Origin of the sequence: Pseudomonas sp. HTZ2 (assembly GCF_033173945.1) — a bacterium.
In the GTDB taxonomy this organism is placed as follows: Bacteria; Pseudomonadota; Gammaproteobacteria; order Pseudomonadales; family Pseudomonadaceae; genus Aquipseudomonas; species Aquipseudomonas guariconensis.
The window spans coordinates 1,381,725-1,402,666 of the sequence record NZ_CP137332.1; the positions used below are offsets into that span (position 1 = coordinate 1,381,725).

Consider the following 20,942-nt stretch of genomic DNA (forward strand, 5'->3'; position numbering starts at 1 on the left):
TGTTGTCCTGAAGGTGCGGTCAACGGGCACAGGCGTGCTTGAGTTCGATGAAGGTCACGCCTGGCGTGGCAAATCCGTCGACCAAATCCGATTGCAACTCGTCCAGACTGCGCGGCTGGCGCACGGCGCACCCAAAGGCGCGGGCCAGGCCGATGAAGTCCGGGTTGCGTGGCAATACGCCAATCGGTTCGATGTCCAGGCCCAGCATGTCGTCACGAATCTGCCCCAAGGCGTCGTTGTTCCACAGCAGCACCACCAGCGGGCGGTCGAGCTCTTCAACGGCGGTGGCCAGTTCCTGGGCGGTATAGAGGAAGCCGCCATCACCCACCAGCACCAGGCCCGGGCGGTCTTCGGTGGCGAACATACCGCCGATGCCGGCCGGCAGGCCGTAGCCCAGGGTGCCGTAGCCGGTCGGGTGCAGCCAGCTGCGCGGTGCCCGGCTGGTGAAGGCGTAGTTGCCGGTGTAGGCGAGTTGGGTCATGTCGGTGCTGATGAAGGCGTTTTCCGGCAGTGCGGCGGCGATGCGGTCGAGAATCGCCTGGTGAATCGCCTGCAGCGGCGCATGCCCTGCCCGGATCGCCTGGCGCAGGTTGTTGACGGCCGCGATGGCGGCACCGGCATCGCGGGTGGCCTGCGGCAGATGCTCCAGCAGGCTGGCCAGGGTCTGCCGGGCATCGCCGTGCAGGGCAATCGCGCAGGGGTAGAAGTCGTTGAACTTGCGTGGGTCGATGTCCACCCGCAGCAGTTCGCCGGCCAATGGCAGACGTTCACGCCAGAAATCGGTATCGGCCATCTCGGTGCCTACCGCCAGTACCACATCGGCCTCGCCGATCATTTGCCAGCCCGGCTCGACGCACAGGCTGGCACCGGCATTGAGCGGCGCCTGCGGGGCTAGCAGGCCCTTGCCGGCGACACTGGTGAACACCGGTGCGGCCAGGCGCGTACTCAGTTGCGCGAGCTCAGCCGCCGCGTGCAAAGCGCCACCGCCCGCGATGATCATCGGCCGCTTGGCGTTGGCCAGCTTGACGGCAGCCTGCTGCAGACTGTCGCGATCCGGCAGGCCGCGCCCTGGGCGGCGCACCACGTCATTGCTCCAGTCGCGGGTGACCGGCGCGGCCAGCACATCCAGCGGCACCGAGATGTGCACCGGACGCGGACGCTCGCTGTCGAACACCGCCCAGGCACGGGCGATCAGCTCCGGCAGGTCCTCGGTGCTCAGCGCCACGGCGGAGAATGCGGTGATCGGCGCGGTCATGGCGCGCTGGTCCTGGGTCTCGTGCAGACAGCCCCAGCCTTTGCCCAGGCTTGCGGTGTGGTTGACGCTGGAAATCACCAACATCGGGATGGAATCGGCGTAGGCCTGGCCGATGGCGGTGGCGGCGTTGGTCACACCAGGGCCGGTGATGACGAAGCACACTCCCGGCTTGCCACTGACCCGCGCATAGCCGTCGGCCATGAAGCCCGCGCCTTGTTCATGGCGGGTCAGCACATGGCGGATGCCGCTGCCCGGCAGCCCCCGGTACAGCTCCAGGGTGTGTACCCCGGGGATACCGAACACCGTGTCGACCCCATAGTTGCTCAACAGCCGTACCAGGGCTTGGCCGCCGGTCAAAGGACGTTCATGCATGTTGTTCTCCTTGCGCCTGGCCGAGGCGGATCAGCGCGTCGACCGCGGTGGTGCCTTGGGCACCGACCATCAATGGGTTTACGTCGAGCTCCAGCAACTGGCCGGCGTTTTCGCAGGCGTAGTCGGCCACCGCGCGGATCGCCGCCACCAAGGCGTCGAGATCGGCGGCCGGGCGGCCACGGAAACCTTGCAACAGACCGGCGCTGCGCAGGCCCAGCACGGCGTTGCGGATGGCGCCGTCGGTGGTCGGCAGCAGCAGATTGACGCTGTCCTTGAGCAATTCCACCAGCACCCCACCGGCACCGATCACCAAGGCCAGGGCAAAATCGTTCTCGCGCTTGATGCCGACGATCAGCTCGGCCAACGGCGCCTGGGCCATGGGCTCGAGCAACACCTGGTCGAACGGCACGCCAGGGGCGTAGGCCGCGATGCGCCCGTGCATCTGCTCGAGCGCCGCTTGCAGGGCGTCGGCATCGCGCAGGTTGAGGGCCACCGCGCCGGCTTCGGTCTTGTGCGGCAATTGTGCGCTGACCGCCTTGAGCACCAGCGGGTAGCCGACGCGTGCGGCATCCTTGAGTGCCTGCTCGGGCGTGCTCAGCACACCGCCAGGTACCGGCAGGCCAAAGGCACGCAGCGCCTGCTTGGATTGCCATTCATCGAGCAGTTGCGCCTGGCCACCCAGGGCCTGCGGGCACAGTGGCACCAAGGCCGACTCGCCCAGCTCCAGCAAGCGCTGGCGGTTGCGCTGGTAGGCAACGATCCGCCCCCAGGCCGCCAGGCCATCTTCCACGCCCTGCAATGCGGCGATGCCTCGCGCATGCAGGCGTTCGCGGGCGCTGGCCGGCAGCAGCTCAGGGAAGGCCGAGGTGACGAAGCCGATTTTGCCGTGGCGCTGCAAGGCATCGCAGTACAGCCCCAGCAGCAGGTCGCACTCCTTGCGCTCGCCGGTGAACTCCGCCGGGTAATCCAGCACCAGCATGGCCGCATCGGCATCGGTTTGCAGGGCGCTGTCGAGCATGCGCTCGAGCGCCGCGCCATCGCCCCAGATCGCCGTGGTGAAGTCCAGTGGGTTGACCAGGTTGGCGTAGGCCGGCAACACCTGGGCCAACTCATCCACCTGCATTTGCTCAAGCTTGGGCAAGGCCAGGTGGTTGCGCTCGGCGTAGTCGGCGATCAGGCCCGCATCGCCTCCGGAGCACGCCAGGGCGATCAATCGGCCATCCTGGGGCAAGTGGCCGCAGGCGGCCGCCTTGAGGGTTTCGGCAAAACTGACCGGGCCGCTCACGCGGATCACGCCCAAGCGCTGGAACAGGCTGTCGTACAGGGCATCGGAGCCCGACAGCGAGCTGGTGTGGCTCAGGGCGAGCTCGGCGCCGATCTGCGACACGCCGGTCTTCAAAGCGATGATCGGGATGCCCCGCTCCAACGCCTTGTGTGCGGCACGGGCAAAGCCCGGCACGTTCTTCAGGCCTTCCAGGTGCAGGCCGATGGCGGTAACGCGAGGGTCGTCGAGTAGCACGTCCATTAGCTCGGCCACGCCCAACTGCGCCTGGTTGCCCACCGAGGCCATGTAGGCCACGGGCAGCGAGCGGTCGCTCATGGACAGGTTGTAGGCGAAGTTGCCGCTCTGGGTGAGGATCGCCACGCCCTTCTCTACCTGTTTGCCGCCGTGGGCAACCGGCCACAGGGCTGCGCCATGCAGGTAATCGAGCAGGCCATAGCAGTTAGGGCCGAGCAAGGCCATGGAGCCGGCCGCCTCGAGCAGGCGCTGTTGCAGCACGCGCCCTTGCTCGCCGCTCTCGGCAAAGCCTGAGGCGTAGCAGATGGCGCCACCGGCGCCGATCGCGGCCAGATCCTTGACGCATTGCAAGGTCAGGTCACGGTTGGTGGCGATGAACACCGCGTCCGGCCCACAGGGCAACTCGGCCACACTGGGCACGCACGGTACGCCATCGAGGCTTTCATGCTGTGGGTTCACCAGCCACATCTGGCCGGCGAAGCCGCCTTCGGCGCAGCGCTTGAGCGCCCGCGCCATGCTGCGCCCGCCGACGAAGGCCAGGTGCCGGGGCGCCAGCAGGCGCTTGAGGTTGTCACGAATCGAGTGCGACATGGGCAATCTCCAGGCCGATCAGCGCAGCAGTGGACGCAGCAGTTCGCGGGAAATGATGTGTCGCTGGATTTCGGATGTGCCCTCCCAGATCCGCTCGATCCGCGCGTTACGCCAGATGCGCTCGACCGGTCCCTCGTCCATCAGGCCCATGCCACCGAAGATCTGCACCGCCTCGTCAGCCACCTTGCCCAGCACTTCACTGGCGAACAGCTTGGCCATGCCGGCCTCGCCGTCGGTCATGCTGCCTTGGTCCATCTTCCAGGCGGTGTGCAGGGTCAGCAGTTCCGCGGCGCGGATCTGGGTGGCCATGTCGGCGAGCTTGAACGACACGCCCTGGTAGCTGCCGATGGCCTGGCCGAACTGCTTGCGGTCGGCGGACCACTGCAGGGAAAGATCAAGGGCGCGCTGGGCCTGGCCCACGCAGTTGGCGGCCACCATCACCCGACCTGCGGTGAGCCAGGCGTTGGCCACCTCCCAGCCTTTGTCCACCTCGCCCAGCACCTTGCTGGCCGGCACGCGGCAGTCGTCGAAGAACAGCTCGTAGGTGTGGTAGCCACGGTTGCTCACGCACTTGGGGCCACGACGGATGGTCATGCCTGGCGTACCGCGGTCGACCAAGAAGGCCGTCACGGCATTGCGCTTGCGGCCGTTGTGTTCGTAGGTGTCGGTGACCGCGAAGACGATGGCGAAGTCGGCGTGGCCGGCGTGACTGATGAAGTGCTTGCTGCCATTGATGACGAAGTCGTCACCGTCGCGTACAGCGCGGGTCTTGATGGCATTGGCGTCGGAGCCGGCGCCCGGCTCGGTGAGGGCGAAGCAATCGATCTTCTCGCCTTGCACGCACGGCAGCAGGTAGTCGTTGATCTGCTCGTCCTTACAGGCCATGAGGATCTTTGAGGGGCGCGCCACGAACACGTGCAAGGCCCAGGAAACCTTGGACAATTCACGCTCGATCAGCGCCTGGGACAGATAATCCAGGCCACCGCCGCCGACTTCCTCGGGCATGTTGAAGGCATAGAACCCAGCCGCGATCGCTTTGCCGCGGATCTGCGCCGCCAGCTCCGGCGACACCGCATCGGCGCGGTCCACCTCTTCCTCATAGGGCAGCAGCTCTTTGGTCACGAAGCTGCGTACCGCTTCCACCAACATTTCTTGTTCTTGGGTCAGTTGGAAATTCATCTGGAATCGTCCTGAAGAAGGTCGTGTAAGGGGTTATTTACCAACGAATTCTGGCGCGCGTCGTTCGACCGAAGCCCGTAGCGCCTCGGCGCCGTCCTGGCTGCGCCCGCACAGCAGGCCTGCGGCAAGCTCGGCTTCCAGCTGCTCGCTCAAGGTGCGCTGGGCTCCGTCACGGATCAGGCGCTTGGTCTGGGCGTAGGCGAAAGTCGGCCCCTTGGCCAGGCGAGCGGCCAGTTCGGCAGTGACGGTCGGCAACTGGTCATCGGCGCACACCTCACTCACCAGTCCGGCAGCCAGGGCGCGCTCGGCGCCCCACAGCTCGTCCAAGAACAACAAACGCTTGGCCTGCTCGGTACCGATCAGCCGTGGCAAGTGCCAGCTGGCACCGGCGTCCGGGCTGTAGGCCATGCTGGTGTAACCGGCCTTGAAGCGCGCCGAGGCGGCGGCGATACGCAGGTCGCAGCACAGGCTCAGGTCCATCCCGGCGCCGACGGCGGTGCCGTTGATGGCGGCGATGGTGGGTTTGTTCAGGCTGTGCAGACGCTGCATCAAGGCGTGGGCGGTCTCGGTCCAGCCGTAGCTTTCCAGGGCACCGCGGGCTTCGGCCTCGGCCCACTCGGCCAGGTCCGCGCCTGCGCAGAAGCTGCGCCCAGTGCCGGTCAGCACCACCACCCGCACGGCCGGATCGGTGTTGAAGGCTTCCAGCAGTGCGTGCAGTTGCTTGAGGCTGGGGATGTCCAGCGCGTTGCGTTGCTCGGGGCGGTTCAGGGTGATCCAGGCAACGCCGGCTTCGACCTTGCTCAGCAGTGAGGACGGGCTAGTCATGGGAGGCCTCGATATTGTTGTTGGTGGGTATGAGGGGGACGACTTGGGAGAGATACTAAACAAGTGTTCAACAAGACGGCAATCGGGGCCTGAGTTACTGTAACAACTCAATAAAGCGCCATATCTAATTGTTTTATAAGAGTATTTCTCCAACAGAAAAGGCTTTGATGCGTCGGCTGTTACAACTTCGCACAACTACGGTTTTGCACTGACGGCGCCAAAGCATTCGCGGGTAAGCCCGCTCCCACAGGGCTTGTGCAACACCCTGCAGGAGCGGGCTTACCCGCGAATAGGCACCGCCACTGTCACGTCATACGCCAGGCGCGCTCGGCTCGAAGGCCCCCTGCCGACGACGGTTGATCAGGAAGTACGCCGCGTAGCACACGGCAATGAAGCCAAAGCCCCAGTACAGCGACGGACGCTGGGTCTCGTCCAAGGCCAGGAACACGAACAACGAACTGCACAAGGTGATGCACAGCAGCGGCACCAGGGGGTACAGCGGCGCGCGGTACTTGAGCTCCTCAAGCTTGCCGCCATCACGCAGGAAGGCTTTGCGGAAGCGGTACTGAGCCAGGGCAATGACGATCCAGGTCACGGTGCCGGACATTCCGCTCACCGCCATCAACACCATGAACAGGGTGTCGGCGGCGACGAAACTGGTCATCAGCGAGATCAAAGCGAAGCACAAGGTGATGCTCAGCGCCCGCAGCGGCACGCCGCGCTTGCTCAGCGGCGACAGGCTCTTGGGCGCCATGCCGGTCTTGGACATGGCCCAGAGGATACGCGTGGAGGCATACAGCCCCGAGTTACCCACCGACAGGATCGCGGTGAGGATCACAAAGTTCATCAGGTCCGCCGCGTAAGGGATACCGACCATGTCGAACACTTGCACGAACGGGCTTTCCATCAGGCCGGCCTGCTCGTGCGGCACGATGGCCGAGAGCACGGCGATGGCCAGCACATAGAAGATCAGGACGCGGAACACCACGTTGCGCACAGCGCGAGGGATGCTCTTTTCCGGATGCTCGGTCTCGCCCGCGGCCACGCCCATGATCTCGCAACCCTGGAAGGCGTACACCACGGTCATCATGACCGCGAACACCGCCGACAGCCCATGGGGGAACAGCGAATCGCCAATGAGGTTGTCGAGCATCGGGGCCGGCGCCCCATTGTTCAGCGGGATGCCGCCGAAGATCACCAACAGGCCGATCACGATAAAGCCCAGGATGGTCGCGACCTTGATGCCCGAGAACCAATACTCGGCCTCACCGAAGGCGCGGGTGGCCAGGGCATTGAGCCCGAACAGGACGGCGACGAACAGCGCCGACCAATACCAGATCGGCACCTCGGGGAACCAACGGGTCATCAGCATGCCGGCGGCGGTGAACTCAAGGCCCACGGTGGTGGCCCAGCTCATCCAGTACACCCAGCCGATCATGAACCCCGTGGCCGGGCCGATGAACTTGGTGGCATGGGCCTGGAACGAACCGGACACGGGCATCTGCACCGACAGCTCGCCCAGGCAGACCATGACCAGGTACATCAGAAGGCCCGCGACCAAATAAGCCAGGATCGCCCCCATCGGGCCGCCCTGGTTGATCGTGACCCCCGAGCCCATGAACAGGCCGGTGCCGATCACCCCGCCCAGCGACAGCATGAAGATGTGCCGGCTCTTGAGCGCACGGGTCAGTTGGATGCCTTTGCGGTCAGTGGATTCAGACATGGCGCACCTCGACCTGGCAGGCGCACTGGGCGGGAAGACAATTCAGGAGGTCTTGAGCTTTACGGCATTTCATTATTCTTATCTCCAATAAGCCTCATGGACCGTGTGGAGCACGGTTGCCATCGATTATTGGAAACGGATGTAAGGTGCCGTTGTACGGACGGATCGAAGATGTAAAAAGTCGTAACTTTTTTGTACGTCAGCCCTGGATCAGCTGTTCCAAGGTGGTGCGGGCCAGGCGGATCTGCTCGGCCAGCGGTTCGCTCAAGGCTTCGAATGCCCCAGCATCTCCCTTCAACCCGACGTTCTCCAGGTGTCGTAACGTCGTCGCCAGGCCCGCAAAGCCCAACGAATCGCAGCTGCCCGCCAGACGATGGGCCAAGTGGACCACCTCTGTGCAGTCACCTGCCTTCAGCGCCTCCCCCAGCGCCGCCTCGTGCTGATCGACCGCCTGGCGCAGAACCACGAGCAGACCTTGCAGTTTCTGCTCGCCCAGTAACGCGCGGTGGGTCTGCAGCAAGGCCCAGTCCATCGACGCCTCGGGCACTTGTGCGTCCACCACCGGCGTCAGGTCAACCAGAGCCTCGCGCAGGCTGTCCAGCTTCAAGGGCTTGGCCAGCACGCCCTGCATCCCAGCCTCCAGGTAACCGGGCACCTGCGCCGGTTGCACACCTGCGGTCAAAGCCAGAATGCGCGTCTCACGGTTGAGCCCTGGCGTAGCGCGGATGAGGCGGCACAATTCCACCCCGCTCATCCCAGGCAGGTGCACGTCCAGCAGGATCAGGTCGAACCGGCACTCGGCGCACGCTTGAAGGGCTTGCTGGGCATGCTCGGCGAAACTGACTTGGTGGCCATCTCGGGTGAGCAACCCCCCGGCGACTTCTCGGTTCAGCGCCACGTCCTCGACCACCAGAATTTTCAGTGGTGACAGGGCCTGGCGTACCGGCGCCTGAGTTTGAGGCTGGCGGCCACAGGCCAGGTCCAGCTCGAACCAGAAGCAGCTGCCCTGCCCCTCGACGCTGTCCAGGCCGATGCGCCCGCCGAGTTTCTCCACCAGGTGCTTGCAAATCGCCAGGCCAAGGCCGGTACCGCCGTAGCGCCTGGCCACGGCTTCGCTGGCCTGGGTGAAACGATCGAAGATCTTCGCCTGCATGGCAGGGGCGATGCCGATGCCATCGTCACTCACGTTCACCCGCACCCGTTGCAGGTCCATCCGCGGCTCCAGCACCTGCACCTGCAGCGTGACCTGCCCGTGTTCGGTGAACTTGATGGCGTTGGCCAACAGGTTGCTCAGTACCTGGCGCAGGTACTGTTCGGCGCCGTGCTGGAACTCGGCCAGCTGTTCGTCGATGTGGCAGTGCAGGCGGTTGCCGTTGTCGACAGCCCTGGGCTCGAGCAGGGTCATGACTTCCTGGCACAACTGGCGCAGGGAGAAGTCGACCATTTCCGGACGGCTCTCGCCTTCTTCCAGGCGGGCGAAATAGAGCACTTCGTTGAGAATCGCCAGCAATCCCTCGCCGGCCTTGTACAACGCTTCCAGGCGCTCGCGGTCACGCAGCGCCAGGCTGCCGCCGCGCAGCAGCTCGGCCATGCCCAGGATGCCATTGAGCGGCGTGCGCAGTTCATGGCTCATGGTCGCCAGGAACCTGGACTTGGCCAGGTTGGCCGCCTCCGCCTCGTCCTTGGCCCTGGCCAGGCTCGCGGTGCGCCGCTCGACCATCGCCTGTAGCTCGTCGCGCTTGTCCTGCAAGGCCAGGCGATCCAATTCGCGGCGCTCGATGTCCCGCAGGATGGCCCGGCGCATGTCATCCAGGGCATGGGCCACGGTGTCGATCTCGTCCGGACGGGCCGAGCGGCGCCGGGCCAGGCGCAGCGGTTCCTGCCACTGCCCCGCACCGATACGCCGTGCGAATTCGGCCATCACTTGCAGGTGGCGCGTCACCAGGCGGTAGAACAGCCCGGACAGCGCCACCGCAAGGCCGCAGAGGAACACGCCCATCCACAACAGGCTGGTCAGCCCCGTGGCAAACAATCGCCGATGCACAGCGCCCAGGTCGATGCTGACCTCCAGCTCGCCCAAGTGCCGGGCAGGCCCGGACGGCGGTTGGTAATCCAGGGCGAAACGTTCGATGCGCAGCGGCCCCTTGGGCGTGGCGTCGCCGCGCAGCAGCCTGAAGTCTTCGCTGATCAGCCGCACCCGCGCCACGTCGGAAAAGTCCACCAACCCCCGCAGTTGCACGTCCAGTTGCGCCTCGTCCAGATCCCACAGGCTGCGCTCCAGGCTCGCCAGGTAGCCGGCGCGGATCAACGCCATGCGCGCCTCGATGTCGCGCATTTCCCGGCGGTACTCGAAGTACAGCTGGACGGAGCTTGCCAGCACGGTAAAGCACAGGCTGAACAGAAAGATGAACAGCAGCAGGCGGCGCAGCAGGCCGTCGGTGTGCAGGCGGATCATCGGGCGTCCACCGGCAGGTTGATCATGTCGCGGTAAGTCACTTCGCTCTGCTCCAGCCAACGCTGGATCTCGCCAGCCTCGGTCATCTTGCGCAACTGCTGGTCGATGGCATCCATGCGCCGGCTCAAAGGGGAATGTCGCGAAACCGCAACGCGCAGATAATCCACGCTCAGTGCGGTGGGCAAGGCGTGGATATCCTTGGCCCCAGGTAGGTGCTCGACGAACAGCTGGCCGGTACGCCGCTCCTGGATCACGAAGTCGATGCGACCACGGATCAGCTTGCCGAAGTTCTGCTGGCTGGAGGACACCCATTCGATGTTCTGGTGCCGCGCCACGAAACGGTCGAACTCAGGCCCATAGCTTTCGCCGTAGAGCAGACCGCCCCGGTAGCCGGCCAGGTCGTCGAGGTGCTCGAAGCGCACCGGCCGGCGCTGATTGACGAACACCGCCACCTCCTCGCGCAGCACCGGCACCGTGGAAAAGCGCATGCCCTGGTCGCGCTGGTCGCTGTTGTAGGCCAGCACCACATCGACCCGCCCTGCGGCGGCGTCCATCAGGCAGCGCTTCCAGTTCCCCAGCACAACGATCTCGACCTCGTAGCCCAAGCGCCCGAGCAACTCGCGCACCACGGTGGGTGCCAGGCCTCGGACCTGGCGGCCATCGCTCCAGGAAATCGGCGGGTACACCGGGTAGTCGCAGTAGCGGATGCGCTCGCCGGCCACACCGTGCAGGCTCACCAGCATCAGGGCCAGGGCGCACAGGCGTCCCATGGACGTCAGGCCGCCACGCTGGCGGTGAACAGGTAACCGGTGCCGTGGATGGTGATGATCAGGTGCGGCTCGGCCGGATCGTCATGCAACTTGCGCCGCAGACGGCCGACCAGCACGTCGATGGAGCGGTCGTTGGGCACCCACTCGCGATTGCGGATCTGGTCCATCAATTGGTCGCGGGTCAGGGTATGGCCGCTGTTGCGCAGGAACACACTGAGCAGTTGGAACTCGCCGTGCGTGAGCAGGGTTTCGGCGCCGCGCGGGTCGATCAGGCGACGGCGATCGGTATCGAGCGCCCAATCGGCAAACTGCTTGAGCGACTGCACGCAGGCCGGCGCAGGCTTGGCGACACGAGCGTGGCGCACGCGGCGGATGAGGTTCTTGGCGCGCGAGACCAGCTCGCGTGGGTTGAGGGGTTTGATCACATAGTCGTCGGCGCCGCATTCCAGGCCGACGATACGGTCGATGTCGTCATTGCGACCGGTGATCAGGATGATGCCGACTTCCGAGCGCACCCGCAGTTCGCGGGTCAGCGTCAGACCGTCCTTGCCCGGCAGGCGAATGTCGAGCAGCACCAGATCGACATCCTGGCTGGCGAGGAAGGCATCGGCCTGTTCGGCGGTGTCGGCACAGTGGACGTCGTAGCCTTCCTGGGACAGGTAGGCGTGCAGCAAGTCGCGAATAATCGGATCGTCATCGACGATCAGTACCCGAGGCGTCATTGCGTGTTGTCTCTTTTTTATAGGTGTTGTTCATCGAACCCGCGCCCGCAGCGTACTCGTTACTGAACAGCCGATCAACAGCCCCCACTGACACTGAAGCGACGTCGACCACCCGCCTGGAGACCATCGACCCAGGCCTCGCAGATCAACACCCCCTGTTCCGGCGAGAACGTCCCCGGGTTGAGGCCGGATTCCAGCCACAAACCGTCGAGCAGTGCACTGAGGCTGATGGCCGCAAGGTCCGCATCGAAGCCTTCCCAGCCCTCCTCCGTGGCCAGTGACGCCAGCAGCTTGCTCAGTTCGTTGCGGTATTCACCGTAGGAATGGTCGTGGACCTGGTTGATCGCCTCGGCGGTCTTCACCGCCCCCCAGAATGCAAGCCACGCGTCGAGCAGCTTGGGGTCCAGTACGTCCGATCCGAACGATGCGCGAAAGAACGCCGACAGCCGCTCGCGGGCATTGGGCGCGGCCTTGGCCATGGCCTCGCGCAACAGGCCCATGACCCGCCCGGTGACCGCCATGTAGGCATCGGCCACCAGTTCATCCTTGCCCGAGTAGTGGTGGCTGATCAGCCCCACCGACACCCCTGCCTCGGCCGAGATCTTGCGGATCGACGCGCCCTGGAAGCCATGGCGTTTCAGGCACACCAAGGTCGCCTCCACCAGATTGGCCTTGCGCAGTTCCGGCAGCATGCGGTTGTAGCGGGCTTCCTGACTCATCGGTGCTCCTGGAGAAAAACAGCGTTATCGAGTTGGCACGCGCCTTTGGCAGCGGCGACTTTCATTCTCTATGCGCCAGGGCGACTGGGGCTCCCACAAGGGGACTAGTCTGGCTGAACGACTGTACAACAAGCCAAGCACCGTGATAAACCCTCACGGCGCCCTCGCGCCAAGACCCCGATTCCAACAACAAAAGCGGCTGCCATGAACGACCTGATCACACGCGAGCTGGACCAAGGCCTGTTGACCCTGACCTTCAACCGCCTGGACAAGCTCAACGCCCTGAACATCGCCATGTACGAGCAGCTCGCCGAGCGGCTGCTGGCGGCTGACGAAGACCCGCAGGTGGACGTCATCGTGCTTACCGGCGGCCCGCAATGCTTCAGCGCCGGTAACGACCTGCGCGACTTTCTCGATAACCCGCCACGTGACCGGGACAGCCCGGTGTTTCACCTGATGCGTGTGGTCATGGGTGTGAAGAAACCACTGATCGCCGCCGTCAGCGGCGCGGCCATCGGCATCGGCAGCACCCTGCTGCTGCACTGTGACCAGGTGCTGGTCAGCCGCTCGGCCAAACTGCGCATGCCTTTCGCACCGCTAGGGGTGTGTCCGGAATTCGGCTCCAGCCTGCTGCTGCCTCGCCTGCTCGGCCATGCCCGCGCCGCTCGCCTGCTGCTGGCCAACGAACTGCTGACCGGCGAGCAGGCCGTGGACTGGGGCTTGGCCAACGAACTGCACGAAGACGGCGAGCAATGCCTGGCGGCGGCGCGGAAGCTTGCCCGGCGCCTGCAAGCGATGCCCCGTGAGTCACTGCTCATCAGCAAGCGCCTGATCAAAGAGGCCCATCGCGCCGAACTTGAGGCCACAGTCGAGCGTGAAAGCCAACTGTTCGTCGAACGCCTGCAAACCCCTGAAGCCAAGGCCGCCTTGCGCGCCTTGCTCAAGGACTGACCGCTCAGCCCTCGAAGGTTCGGACCAACTGGTCGATGACCAGACGAACCCGGGCCGTGTGGCGCAAATCCTTGTGGGTGACCATCCACACCTCGTAAGGCGCGCTGCGTTCACGTGACGGCCAGACCCGCGCCAAGCCGTCGCGCTCGCCCAGGGCAATGGGAATCTCGCCGATTCCTAAACCTTCGGCGATGGCGCGGCGCACCATCATGCTGGAGTTCACCGCTGCCACCACCCGCCCCTGGTCGATCACCTCATCGACCAGCGTCGGCACCGTCCGATCACGCCAGTACGGCTCATACATCACCAAATCGTGCCCTGCGAAACCACTGGTCGGCACCGGTTCGCCTTGGCGGGCCAGATAGTCGGTGCTGGCGTACAGGCCCATCGGCCAGCTCGCCAGCTTGCGCAGGATCAGGTCCGGGTTGTCCGGACGCTGGTTGCGGATGGCGATATCGGTCTCGCGTTGCGACAGGTTGACCAAATCCGAGGAGCCATGCAGCACCACGCGGATCTCAGGGTGGGCCAGGTGCAACTGACGCAGGGCTGGCATCACGAAATCGCAGGCCAGGGAATCGGTGGTGGAAATCCGCACCTCCCCAGCGCCTTCATTGTCTACTCCGCGAATACGCCGGGTGAGCTCAAGCGCCGCGCTTTCGACCTTCTGCGCGAGCGCGAACGCCTCCTCGCCAATGGCGGTCAGTTGATAGCCTGCGGGCGTTCGCAGGAACAGGGTCGACCCCAGGTCGGCCTCCAACGCAGCGATCCGTCGCCCTACGGTCGCCTGGTCGACCCGCAGCACGCGCGCGGCCCGGCGCAATGTCTGTTCGCGGCCCAGGGCCAGCAGGATCCTTGCGTCATCCCAATTCATCGATGGTCTTTCCTCACAGCACTTGTGCAACAGGGCGCCGCGAAATCGCCGCGCGCCCGGGGCCGACGAGTTCCGTACCCTTGGGAGCAAGTCGCCAACGCGGCCAACCTTCACCTCACAAGGGCACAGTACCCATGAACAACGTTTCCAACATGACCGCCATCGAGATCACCCAACCGGGCGGCCCCGATGTCCTCCAACCCACTCGCCGGACGATTCCCGAGCCTGCCGCACGCGAGGTCCTGATCAAGGTTCGCGCCGCAGGCGTCAATGGCCCGGACCTGCTCCAGCGCAAGGGCCTGTACGACCCACCCGCAGGTGCCTCGGACATCCCTGGCCTGGAGATCGCAGGTGAAGTCGTTGCCCTTGGCAGCGAAGTCCGAGGCTTTGCCGTTGGTGATCCGGTGATCGCACTGGTGACCGGTGGCGGCTACGCTGAATACGCCGTGGCCGACGAGCGTACCACCTTGCACCTGCCCGAGGGCCTGTCGATGATCGAAGCCGCGGCCCTGCCCGAGACGTTCATGACCGTCTGGGTCAACCTGTTCCAGCGAGGCGGGTTCAAAGCCGGCGAGTCGGTGCTGATCCACGGGGGCGTATCCGGTATCGGCACCACCGCGACGATGCTGGCCAAGGCCCTCGGTGCCTCGCGGATTTTCACCACCGTCGCCAACCCCGAACAGCAAGCGGCCAGCCAGGCCCTGGGTGCCGACGTTGCGATCGACTACAACCGTCAGGACTTCGTCGAGGAGGTCTTGCGCCATACCGAGGGCCAGGGTGTGGACGTGATCGTCGACATCATCGCCGGCGAATACGTAGCGCGTAACTTCCAGGCCGCGGCCATGAACGGGCGGATCGTGCAGATTGGCGTCATCAAGGGCCCGGCGCCGCAGGTTGACCTGTTCCCGATGCTGGTCAAGCGCCTGACCCACACAGGCTCGACCTTGCGTGCACGAAGCGCAGACGACAAGGCGCAGATCATCACCGACCTGCAACGACACGTCTGGCCCCATGTGCGCAGTGGCGCGGTCAAGCCGCTGATCTTCCGCACCTTCGCCCTGGGCGATGCGGCCCAGGCCCACGCCTTGATGGAAAGCGGTCAGCACATGGGCAAGGTGGTGCTGACCGTCGACGCCTGACACCAAAGCAACTCACCCGGCGCCGACTTCCTTGAGCAGCGCAGCGGCCGCCAGCTTGCCCAGTGCATTGCCGGCCAACGGGCTGTCGCCGGTGAGCAGCTTGCGGTCCTGCAAGGTGGCGCCGGAAATGTCTTTGTTGATGATTTCCACGCCCAGGGCCTTGAGCTGCTCGCCGAACTTCCACGTCAGGTGCCCGGGCATGTAGCCAATGTCCGGGGTCTTGGCATCCAGATCGTCCGGGAAGGCGCAGATGCGGTAGCCGTTGTAGATGCAACTATCGCGCGTCTCGCCGAGACCCGCGGCGAGCAGCGCCGCTGGGCCATGGCATAGAGTGATGACGAACTTGTCGTGCTTGGCCGCCCAGAGCAGCAGCTGTTTCACCGCTTTGCTTTCGGGCAGGCCAATCAACGCGCCGTGGCCACCGGGGATGAACACACCGATGTAGTCCGAGTCAGGGCCCAATGCACGCTCGACGACATCCTCGAGTTTGAGCGGTTGTTTGAAGGCATCGCGATAGCGGGCGTACAGGCCCTTGACCTCGGCATCCTCCGAAGGCATCGCCCAGAACTCGAACTTGACCGGGTTGCCAGACAACGTCGCCACATCGAAGGCAAAGCCGGCTTTGTCCAGGTGGTACATGGGCAGCAGGGTTTCCACCGGATGGTTGCCGGTGGAGAACATCGTGCCGTTGTCGGTGAGCAAGTAGCGCTCGTCGGCACCGACCATCAGCACTTTCCAGCGGCCTCCCGTGTAGGGCCTTGGGTAATCGGCGCCACTGAGGTCGGATGTGGGCGAAGTGAACTGACTCAGCGAATAGGGCGAGGGGAAAAACGCATTGTCCTCGGCCGGGTCAGGCGTGGGGCGTTTGTCATCGTTCGGCTGTGCCATGGCGTTCTCCAACAGGCTGGTGGGGACAATCGGGCAGTCTAGTCCAGCCCAGTAAAAGCTATCGCAGGACGCGACTTGCGGTGCGTCGGTCAATAAAGGCTATGTGCCACCAGTCATCCAGCTGTCATCTTTCTGTCGTATTTTCCGATCACTACCCAAGGTCGGGACCATCAGCTGTGATTCGCCGTTTCTTATCGTCCGCAGGGTTGCTCCCCCTACTGATACTGACGCTCTGCGCCATCACCCTCGCCTTCCTGTGGGGGCTGCATGTCACCCAGAAGGCCGCCTCGCGCCAGGATGCGCTGTCGGCCAAGGCCGCCGAGCACATGAACCTGGCCAGTATCGTCGCGCAGAACCTTGGCCAATTGGTGGACCGCGCCCAAGCGGTGGGCCGGGTGACACAGCACGACATGAAATCCCTGCGCCAGGGCAATCTGAGCCTGGCGCGGATCTTGGTCGAAGACCCAGCGTTCAAGCGCATGAGCCTGTATGACCGCCAGGGCCGGCTGCTCGCCTCCAGCCACGCCGACGAACCCCAGGCGCTGCCCCCGGATTGGCTCGACCAGCTCAAGGTGCGGGTTTCCCACGATGGCTTCAAACCCTTCATGCCCCACCTCGCGCCTTCAGACACCCCAACGTCCGGGCCCCACTGGCGCCTGCCGTTCATTCTGCCGCTGACCGACGTGCGCGGGCGGGAGATCGACAGCCTCCTGGTGGTACAGCTGGATGTCGGCTATCTCGCTGTCCTGCTCCAGCACATCGACCTAGGCCGCACCGGGTTGATGCGTGTGCTCCAGGACGATGGCCAGGAGCGCCTGCGCATCGACTCCAGCGGCGTGGTGATGACCGGCGACCGACTGATGCCGAACCTGCCCGAAACCGGTGAGGAGGCCGGCCTGCTCACCCAGTACAGCGTCGAGGGCGCCTACCAGAGCCTGTACCGGCGCGTGGCCAACCGGGGGTTCAGCGTGGTGGTGAGCCAGCAGCACGATGAGATCCTCGCCCCCTCGGCGCTGACCTACGCCCGCCAGTTCTGGCTGAACCTGAGCATGACCCTGATGATTCTCGCCAGCCTCGCCTGGAGCCTGCGCCTGCTGGGCAAGCGCCAGGAGGCCTTCAGCGCCCTGGAGCACGCCCAACGGGTCAACCAGCAACTGATCGGCCGCCTGGAGGATGAACATCGACGCAGCAGCCACGCCGCTGCTACCGACCACCTGAGCGGTTTGCACAATCGCCGACAATTCGTCGAAGTGGCGACCCAGGCCCTGGCCCGGCAACGGGGCAAGCGCCGATTGATGGCGATCCTGTTCATCGACATGGACCGCTTCAAATCGATCAACGACTCCCTCGGCCACAAGATCGGCGACCTGCTGCTACAGGCCGTGGCCGGGCGCATCCAGCGCCTGCTGGAACTCGGCGACGAGGCCTCGCGCTTTGGCGGGGACGAGTTCGTGGTGCTACTGGCCGGCGAACGCGACGAGGAGCAGATCGACACCTGGGTGCGCGAGCTGGTCGCCAAGCTCTCTGCCACCTATGCCCTGGACGGCCAGGAGGTCAATACCAGCCCCAGTGTCGGGGTGAGCATCTGCCCGCGCGATGGTCAGGACATCGACACACTGATCCGCTGCGCCGACGCTGCGATGTACTCGGCCAAGCAGGCCGGGCGCGCCCAGTACCGCTTCTTCGACCCGTCCTTGAACCTTTCCGACATCCAGGCCTTCACCCTTGAGCAAGCCTTCGGCATCGCCCTGGCCGAACGCCAGTTCCTGCTCCATTTCCAACCCCAGATTCGCCTCGACACCCTGAAGGTGCAGGGCTACGAAGCGCTGGTGCGCTGGAACCACCCTGAGTTCGGCTTGCTTTACCCTGATCGCTTCATCGCCATGGCCGAGCGCAGTGGTTTCATCGTAGAGCTGGGCTGGGAGGTGCTGCGCCTTGCCTGCGAAGCGCTCGGCCGCTGGCAAGCCCAAGGGCGTGATGTGCGCCTGGCAGTCAATGTCTCGGCCTTGCAACTGCGCCAGATGGACTTCAGCGAGCGCTTGCTGGCCACGCTGCACGAGCATGCCATCGACGCACACCGGCTGGAGCTGGAAATCACCGAAACCACCGTGCTCGACCCCGAAGGCACCGCGCTGGACCACCTGCACCGCCTACGCCAGGCAGGCCTGGGCGTCAGCCTGGATGATTTCGGTCGAGGTTATGCAGGCTTTGCCCACCTGCATGCGCTGCCACTGACCAAACTCAAGATCGACCGTGCCTTGATCGCCCCGTTGTGCAATAGCCACGACGACAGCCCGATCGTCTCCTCCACCATCATCCTGGCCAAACGCCTGGGCCTGGAAGTGATCGCCGAGGGCGTGGAGACCCGCGAGCAGGTGGTGTGCCTGAAACTCGCCGGATGCGACAGCGCTCAGGGCTACCACTTCAGCCGGCCTCTGTCACCGGCGCAACTGCTGGAATACCCGCCCTTCAGTGGCGCCCGGGACAGCGCCTGTTGCAGCCTCTGACGGCGTCTCCTGCGTCCAGGCGACCCATCGCCGCGAATCGCGTTCAGCCCCGCGCCACCTGCCACAACCGGGCGACGTCAGTGGCCCGCGCTTGCAACAACTGCGCTGCCTGGGCGCACGCCTGTTCCAGGCTCATCGGCCCGCTGGCCAAGGCGAAGGCCGCATCGATGCCATGGGCATACAACTGCTGGTAGCCCTCGCCCAAAGTTCCGGCCAGCACCACCACAGGCACACCATGACGCTTGGCCACCCGGGCCACGCCCATCGGCGTCTTGCCGCGCAAGGTCTGGGCATCGAAGCGCCCTTCCCCGGTGATCACCAGATCCGCCCCCTGCACCAGCGCATCGAGCCCTGCCAGTTCTGCCACCACTTCAACCCCAGGGCGGAATTGCGCGCCCATGAAGGCCTTGGCCGCAAAGCCCATGCCGCCCGCCGCGCCACATCCGGGAAACTCACGCACATCGTCACCCAGCAATTGTGCGCACAGGTCGGCAAAATGCCCCAGGGCCTGGTCCAGTGCCTGCACCTGCGCGGGGCTTGCGCCCTTCTGCGGGCCAAAGATCGCCGAGGCGCCATTGGGGCCGCACAAAGGATTGTCGACATCGGCCGCCACCTCTACCTGAACCTCCGCCAGGCGGGGGTCCAGATCGCTGGCATCGATACGGGCCAGTCGGCCCAAGGCCAACCCGCCCTCCTCCAGTGCCTGACCGTCGGCATCCAGCAGGCGCAGGCCCAGGGCTCGCAGCATGCCGCTGCCGCCATCGTTGGTGGCGCTGCCGCCAATGGCCAGGACGATGCGCGTCGCACCGGCGGCCAACGCGGCGGCGATCAGCTCGCCAGTGCCCCAGGTGCTGCTGCGGCACGCATCACGCTGGTCGGTCGGCACCCGTTGCAAGCCACTGGCCTGGGCCATCTCGATGATCGCCGTACGGCTCTCGGCCAGCCAGCCCCAGCCGGCCTCGACGCTATGGCCCAGCGGCCCACGTACCACCTGGCGACGCAGCTCGCCATGGCTGGCGGCCAGGATCGCGTCCATGGTCCCCTCGCCTCCATCGGCCATGGGGCATTCGACCCGTTCGGCGTCCGGCCACACTTCGGCCAGGCCCGCACCGATAGCGCGGGCCACACCGGCAGCGTCGAGGCTGTCCTTGAACGAATCGGGGGCGATGACGACTTTCATGGGGATTCTCCTGTCCAGATACCCCGCATGCTGCCAGTTGTGGTGCAGCGGGGCCTCTGTCGAATGCACAAAAGCGTTGCGGTGTTGTTTGGGCGAATGCCTTTTTTGCCAGGGGGCATCACTGCGTCGGCAGCAGTTGCAAGCCCAGGTACAGGCTGAGCAGCCCTTCAAGGCGCAACGGATCGACCTCGCTCACCTCGGCGATCCGCTCCAGGCGATACCTCAGGCTGTTGCGATGGATACCCAGGGCATCGGCGCAGGCCTGGCTCTGCCCGTCGTGGGCACACCAGGCGCGCAGGGTCGCAAGCAACTGCCCGCTGGCATCCTTGGCGCGGATGCGCTGCAAGGGCTCGAGCAGTTCGTCCAGCGCGTCATCGTTGCGATGGCGCCAGAGCAAGGCAGGCAGGCGGTAGCGCGATAGACTCAGCAGCCGTTCCTGAGGCAGGACCTCGCGCCCGTAGGCGAGCAGGTCGCGCACCCGCCGATAACCCCGGCGCAGTTGCTCCAGGCTCTGCGCCGTATTGCCCATGGCCAGGCGCTGGACCTGCCAGCCATGGCGATGAAGACGTTCGACCAGGCGCTGTTCATCCAGCGCGACGCCTGCAGGCCGACACCACAACAACGAATGCCGGGCCGGGCTGACGCACCAACTGTCGGGAAAACGACTCATCAACCAGCCGGACAATGTCTCCGCGCTCGGCCCAGGCTCGAGTTCGAACAGGCACGGCACCCGAGGCAACTGGGGCTTGAGGCCCAACTGCTGGGCTTCATCGAGCAGCCGTGGGGAATCGCTGCTGCCTCCGAGCAACAAGGCCAACAGGTCGTCGCAGCGCTGACGCCGCCACTGTTGCTCCACCTGCAAGTGGCGCTGGGCCAGGAGCATTTCGGCGGTCATGCGCACCAACTCGCCATAGGTACGCAACTGCTGCGGATCGCCCGTAAGCCCCAACACGCCGATCAGGCGGTCATCGAGCATCAGCGGCAGGTTCACCCCGGGCTGCACGCCCTTGAGGCACTTGGCGGCCTCCACATCCAGTTCGACGATCCGCCCGTTGGCCAACACCAATTGCGCGCCTTCATGGCGGGTGTTGATACGCTCCGGCTCGCCACTGCCCAGGATCAAACCCTGGCTGTCCATGACGTTGACGTTGCACGGCAGGATAGCCATCGCCCGGTCGACGATGTCCTGCGCCAGGTCGTGGTCCAGTTCGAACATTCAAGGGTCCTTGCGGTGGTAGGCTTTGGTCGCCGGCACAGCGGCCCGTGCCAGAAGCTG

General features: G+C 65.1%; 16 protein-coding genes. 3 read left to right on the forward strand and 13 right to left on the reverse strand.

Translation table 11 applies throughout. The annotated features are described in order from the left end of the window. Positions 1–19: 19 nt before the first annotated feature. The 9 genes from R6G97_RS06595 to R6G97_RS06635 all read right to left on the reverse strand — a co-directional run bounded on the left by R6G97_RS06595 (position 20) and on the right by R6G97_RS06635 (position 12,130). Positions 20–1,627 (reverse strand): 5-guanidino-2-oxopentanoate decarboxylase, encoded by a 1,608-nt coding sequence (locus R6G97_RS06595; RefSeq protein ID WP_090342756.1) that lies wholly within the window; start codon positions 1,625–1,627, stop codon positions 20–22. Further along, a complete protein-coding gene (locus tag R6G97_RS06600) occupies positions 1,620–3,737 on the reverse strand; it encodes an acetate--CoA ligase family protein (protein ID WP_043210845.1) in 2,118 nt (705 codons plus the stop codon). Before R6G97_RS06600 ends, R6G97_RS06595 begins: the two co-directional genes overlap by 8 nt. Positions 3,738–3,755: 18 nt before the next feature. Beyond that, complete coding sequence (locus R6G97_RS06605; RefSeq protein ID WP_043210842.1) at positions 3,756–4,916, reverse strand: acyl-CoA dehydrogenase family protein; 1,161 nt, start codon at positions 4,914–4,916, stop codon at positions 3,756–3,758. A 33-nt stretch (positions 4,917–4,949) separates the two neighbouring features. Further along, positions 4,950–5,741 (reverse strand): enoyl-CoA hydratase/isomerase family protein, encoded by a 792-nt coding sequence (locus R6G97_RS06610; protein WP_182819041.1) that lies wholly within the window; start codon positions 5,739–5,741, stop codon positions 4,950–4,952. 310 nt (positions 5,742–6,051) lie between these two features. Beyond that, positions 6,052–7,464: an amino acid permease gene (locus tag R6G97_RS06615; RefSeq protein ID WP_043210838.1), complete on the reverse strand. Its 1,413-nt coding sequence runs from the start codon at positions 7,462–7,464 to the stop codon at positions 6,052–6,054. Between the two features lie 199 nt (positions 7,465–7,663). Further along, a complete protein-coding gene (locus tag R6G97_RS06620) occupies positions 7,664–9,919 on the reverse strand; it encodes an ATP-binding protein (protein WP_317847919.1) in 2,256 nt (751 codons plus the stop codon). Further along, on the reverse strand, positions 9,916–10,689 hold the full coding sequence (locus R6G97_RS06625; RefSeq protein WP_090342749.1) for a substrate-binding periplasmic protein: 774 nt from the start codon (positions 10,687–10,689) through the stop codon (positions 9,916–9,918). Before R6G97_RS06625 ends, R6G97_RS06620 begins: the two co-directional genes overlap by 4 nt. Before the next feature lie 5 nt (positions 10,690–10,694). Next, positions 10,695–11,411, reverse strand: a complete 717-nt coding sequence (locus R6G97_RS06630; protein WP_043210832.1) for a response regulator — start codon at positions 11,409–11,411, stop codon at positions 10,695–10,697. A 74-nt stretch (positions 11,412–11,485) separates the two neighbouring features. After that, the gene (locus tag R6G97_RS06635) at positions 11,486–12,130 is read right to left on the reverse strand and encodes a TetR family transcriptional regulator C-terminal domain-containing protein (protein WP_090342747.1); all 645 of its coding nucleotides are present in this window, start codon (positions 12,128–12,130) and stop codon (positions 11,486–11,488) included. A gap of 204 nt (positions 12,131–12,334) precedes the next feature. Here R6G97_RS06635 and R6G97_RS06640 point away from each other — a divergent pair, with 204 nt between their 5' ends. After that, positions 12,335–13,081, forward strand: coding sequence for an enoyl-CoA hydratase (locus R6G97_RS06640; RefSeq protein ID WP_090342745.1), 747 nt, complete (start codon positions 12,335–12,337; stop codon positions 13,079–13,081). Between the two features lie 4 nt (positions 13,082–13,085). Here the strand turns inward: R6G97_RS06640 and R6G97_RS06645 are convergent, their stop codons facing one another. Further along, positions 13,086–13,952 (reverse strand): LysR family transcriptional regulator, encoded by an 867-nt coding sequence (locus R6G97_RS06645; RefSeq protein ID WP_317847920.1) that lies wholly within the window; start codon positions 13,950–13,952, stop codon positions 13,086–13,088. Between the two features lie 152 nt (positions 13,953–14,104). Between R6G97_RS06645 and R6G97_RS06650 the strand changes: the two genes are divergently transcribed. Continuing rightward, positions 14,105–15,091: an NAD(P)H-quinone oxidoreductase gene (locus R6G97_RS06650; protein WP_102081733.1), complete on the forward strand. Its 987-nt coding sequence runs from the start codon at positions 14,105–14,107 to the stop codon at positions 15,089–15,091. A gap of 12 nt (positions 15,092–15,103) precedes the next feature. Here the strand turns inward: R6G97_RS06650 and hchA are convergent, their stop codons facing one another. After that, positions 15,104–15,979, reverse strand: coding sequence for a glyoxalase III HchA (gene hchA, locus R6G97_RS06655; protein WP_317847921.1), 876 nt, complete (start codon positions 15,977–15,979; stop codon positions 15,104–15,106). A 176-nt stretch (positions 15,980–16,155) separates the two neighbouring features. Here hchA and R6G97_RS06660 point away from each other — a divergent pair, with 176 nt between their 5' ends. Next, on the forward strand, positions 16,156–18,486 hold the full coding sequence (locus R6G97_RS06660; protein WP_182940823.1) for a bifunctional diguanylate cyclase/phosphodiesterase: 2,331 nt from the start codon (positions 16,156–16,158) through the stop codon (positions 18,484–18,486). Between the two features lie 43 nt (positions 18,487–18,529). Here R6G97_RS06660 and R6G97_RS06665 read toward each other — a convergent pair whose 3' ends face one another. Continuing rightward, positions 18,530–19,666 carry a glycerate kinase gene (locus R6G97_RS06665; protein WP_043210818.1) on the reverse strand — a complete coding sequence of 379 codons (1,137 nt, stop codon included), beginning with the start codon at positions 19,664–19,666 and terminating at the stop codon, positions 18,530–18,532. Between the two features lie 118 nt (positions 19,667–19,784). After that, positions 19,785–20,882 carry a sugar diacid recognition domain-containing protein gene (locus R6G97_RS06670; protein ID WP_090342737.1) on the reverse strand — a complete coding sequence of 366 codons (1,098 nt, stop codon included), beginning with the start codon at positions 20,880–20,882 and terminating at the stop codon, positions 19,785–19,787. Between the last annotated feature and the right edge of the window lie 60 nt (positions 20,883–20,942).

Coding starts and splice junctions, on each gene's coding strand:
- R6G97_RS06595 (WP_090342756.1), bottom strand. CDS start 1,627: ATGCATGAACGTCCTTTGACCGGCGGCCAAGCCCTGGTACGGCTGTTG.
- R6G97_RS06600 (WP_043210845.1), bottom strand. CDS start 3,737: ATGTCGCACTCGATTCGTGACAACCTCAAGCGCCTGCTGGCGCCCCGG.
- R6G97_RS06605 (WP_043210842.1), bottom strand. CDS start 4,916: ATGAATTTCCAACTGACCCAAGAACAAGAAATGTTGGTGGAAGCGGTA.
- R6G97_RS06610 (WP_182819041.1), bottom strand. CDS start 5,741: ATGACTAGCCCGTCCTCACTGCTGAGCAAGGTCGAAGCCGGCGTTGCC.
- R6G97_RS06615 (WP_043210838.1), bottom strand. CDS start 7,464: ATGTCTGAATCCACTGACCGCAAAGGCATCCAACTGACCCGTGCGCTC.
- R6G97_RS06620 (WP_317847919.1), bottom strand. CDS start 9,919: ATGATCCGCCTGCACACCGACGGCCTGCTGCGCCGCCTGCTGCTGTTC.
- R6G97_RS06625 (WP_090342749.1), bottom strand. CDS start 10,689: ATGGGACGCCTGTGCGCCCTGGCCCTGATGCTGGTGAGCCTGCACGGT.
- R6G97_RS06630 (WP_043210832.1), bottom strand. CDS start 11,411: ATGACGCCTCGGGTACTGATCGTCGATGACGATCCGATTATTCGCGAC.
- R6G97_RS06635 (WP_090342747.1), bottom strand. CDS start 12,130: ATGAGTCAGGAAGCCCGCTACAACCGCATGCTGCCGGAACTGCGCAAG.
- R6G97_RS06640 (WP_090342745.1), top strand. CDS start 12,335: ATGAACGACCTGATCACACGCGAGCTGGACCAAGGCCTGTTGACCCTG.
- R6G97_RS06645 (WP_317847920.1), bottom strand. CDS start 13,952: ATGAATTGGGATGACGCAAGGATCCTGCTGGCCCTGGGCCGCGAACAG.
- R6G97_RS06650 (WP_102081733.1), top strand. CDS start 14,105: ATGACCGCCATCGAGATCACCCAACCGGGCGGCCCCGATGTCCTCCAA.
- hchA (WP_317847921.1), bottom strand. CDS start 15,979: ATGGCACAGCCGAACGATGACAAACGCCCCACGCCTGACCCGGCCGAG.
- R6G97_RS06665 (WP_043210818.1), bottom strand. CDS start 19,666: ATGAAAGTCGTCATCGCCCCCGATTCGTTCAAGGACAGCCTCGACGCT.
- R6G97_RS06670 (WP_090342737.1), bottom strand. CDS start 20,882: ATGTTCGAACTGGACCACGACCTGGCGCAGGACATCGTCGACCGGGCG.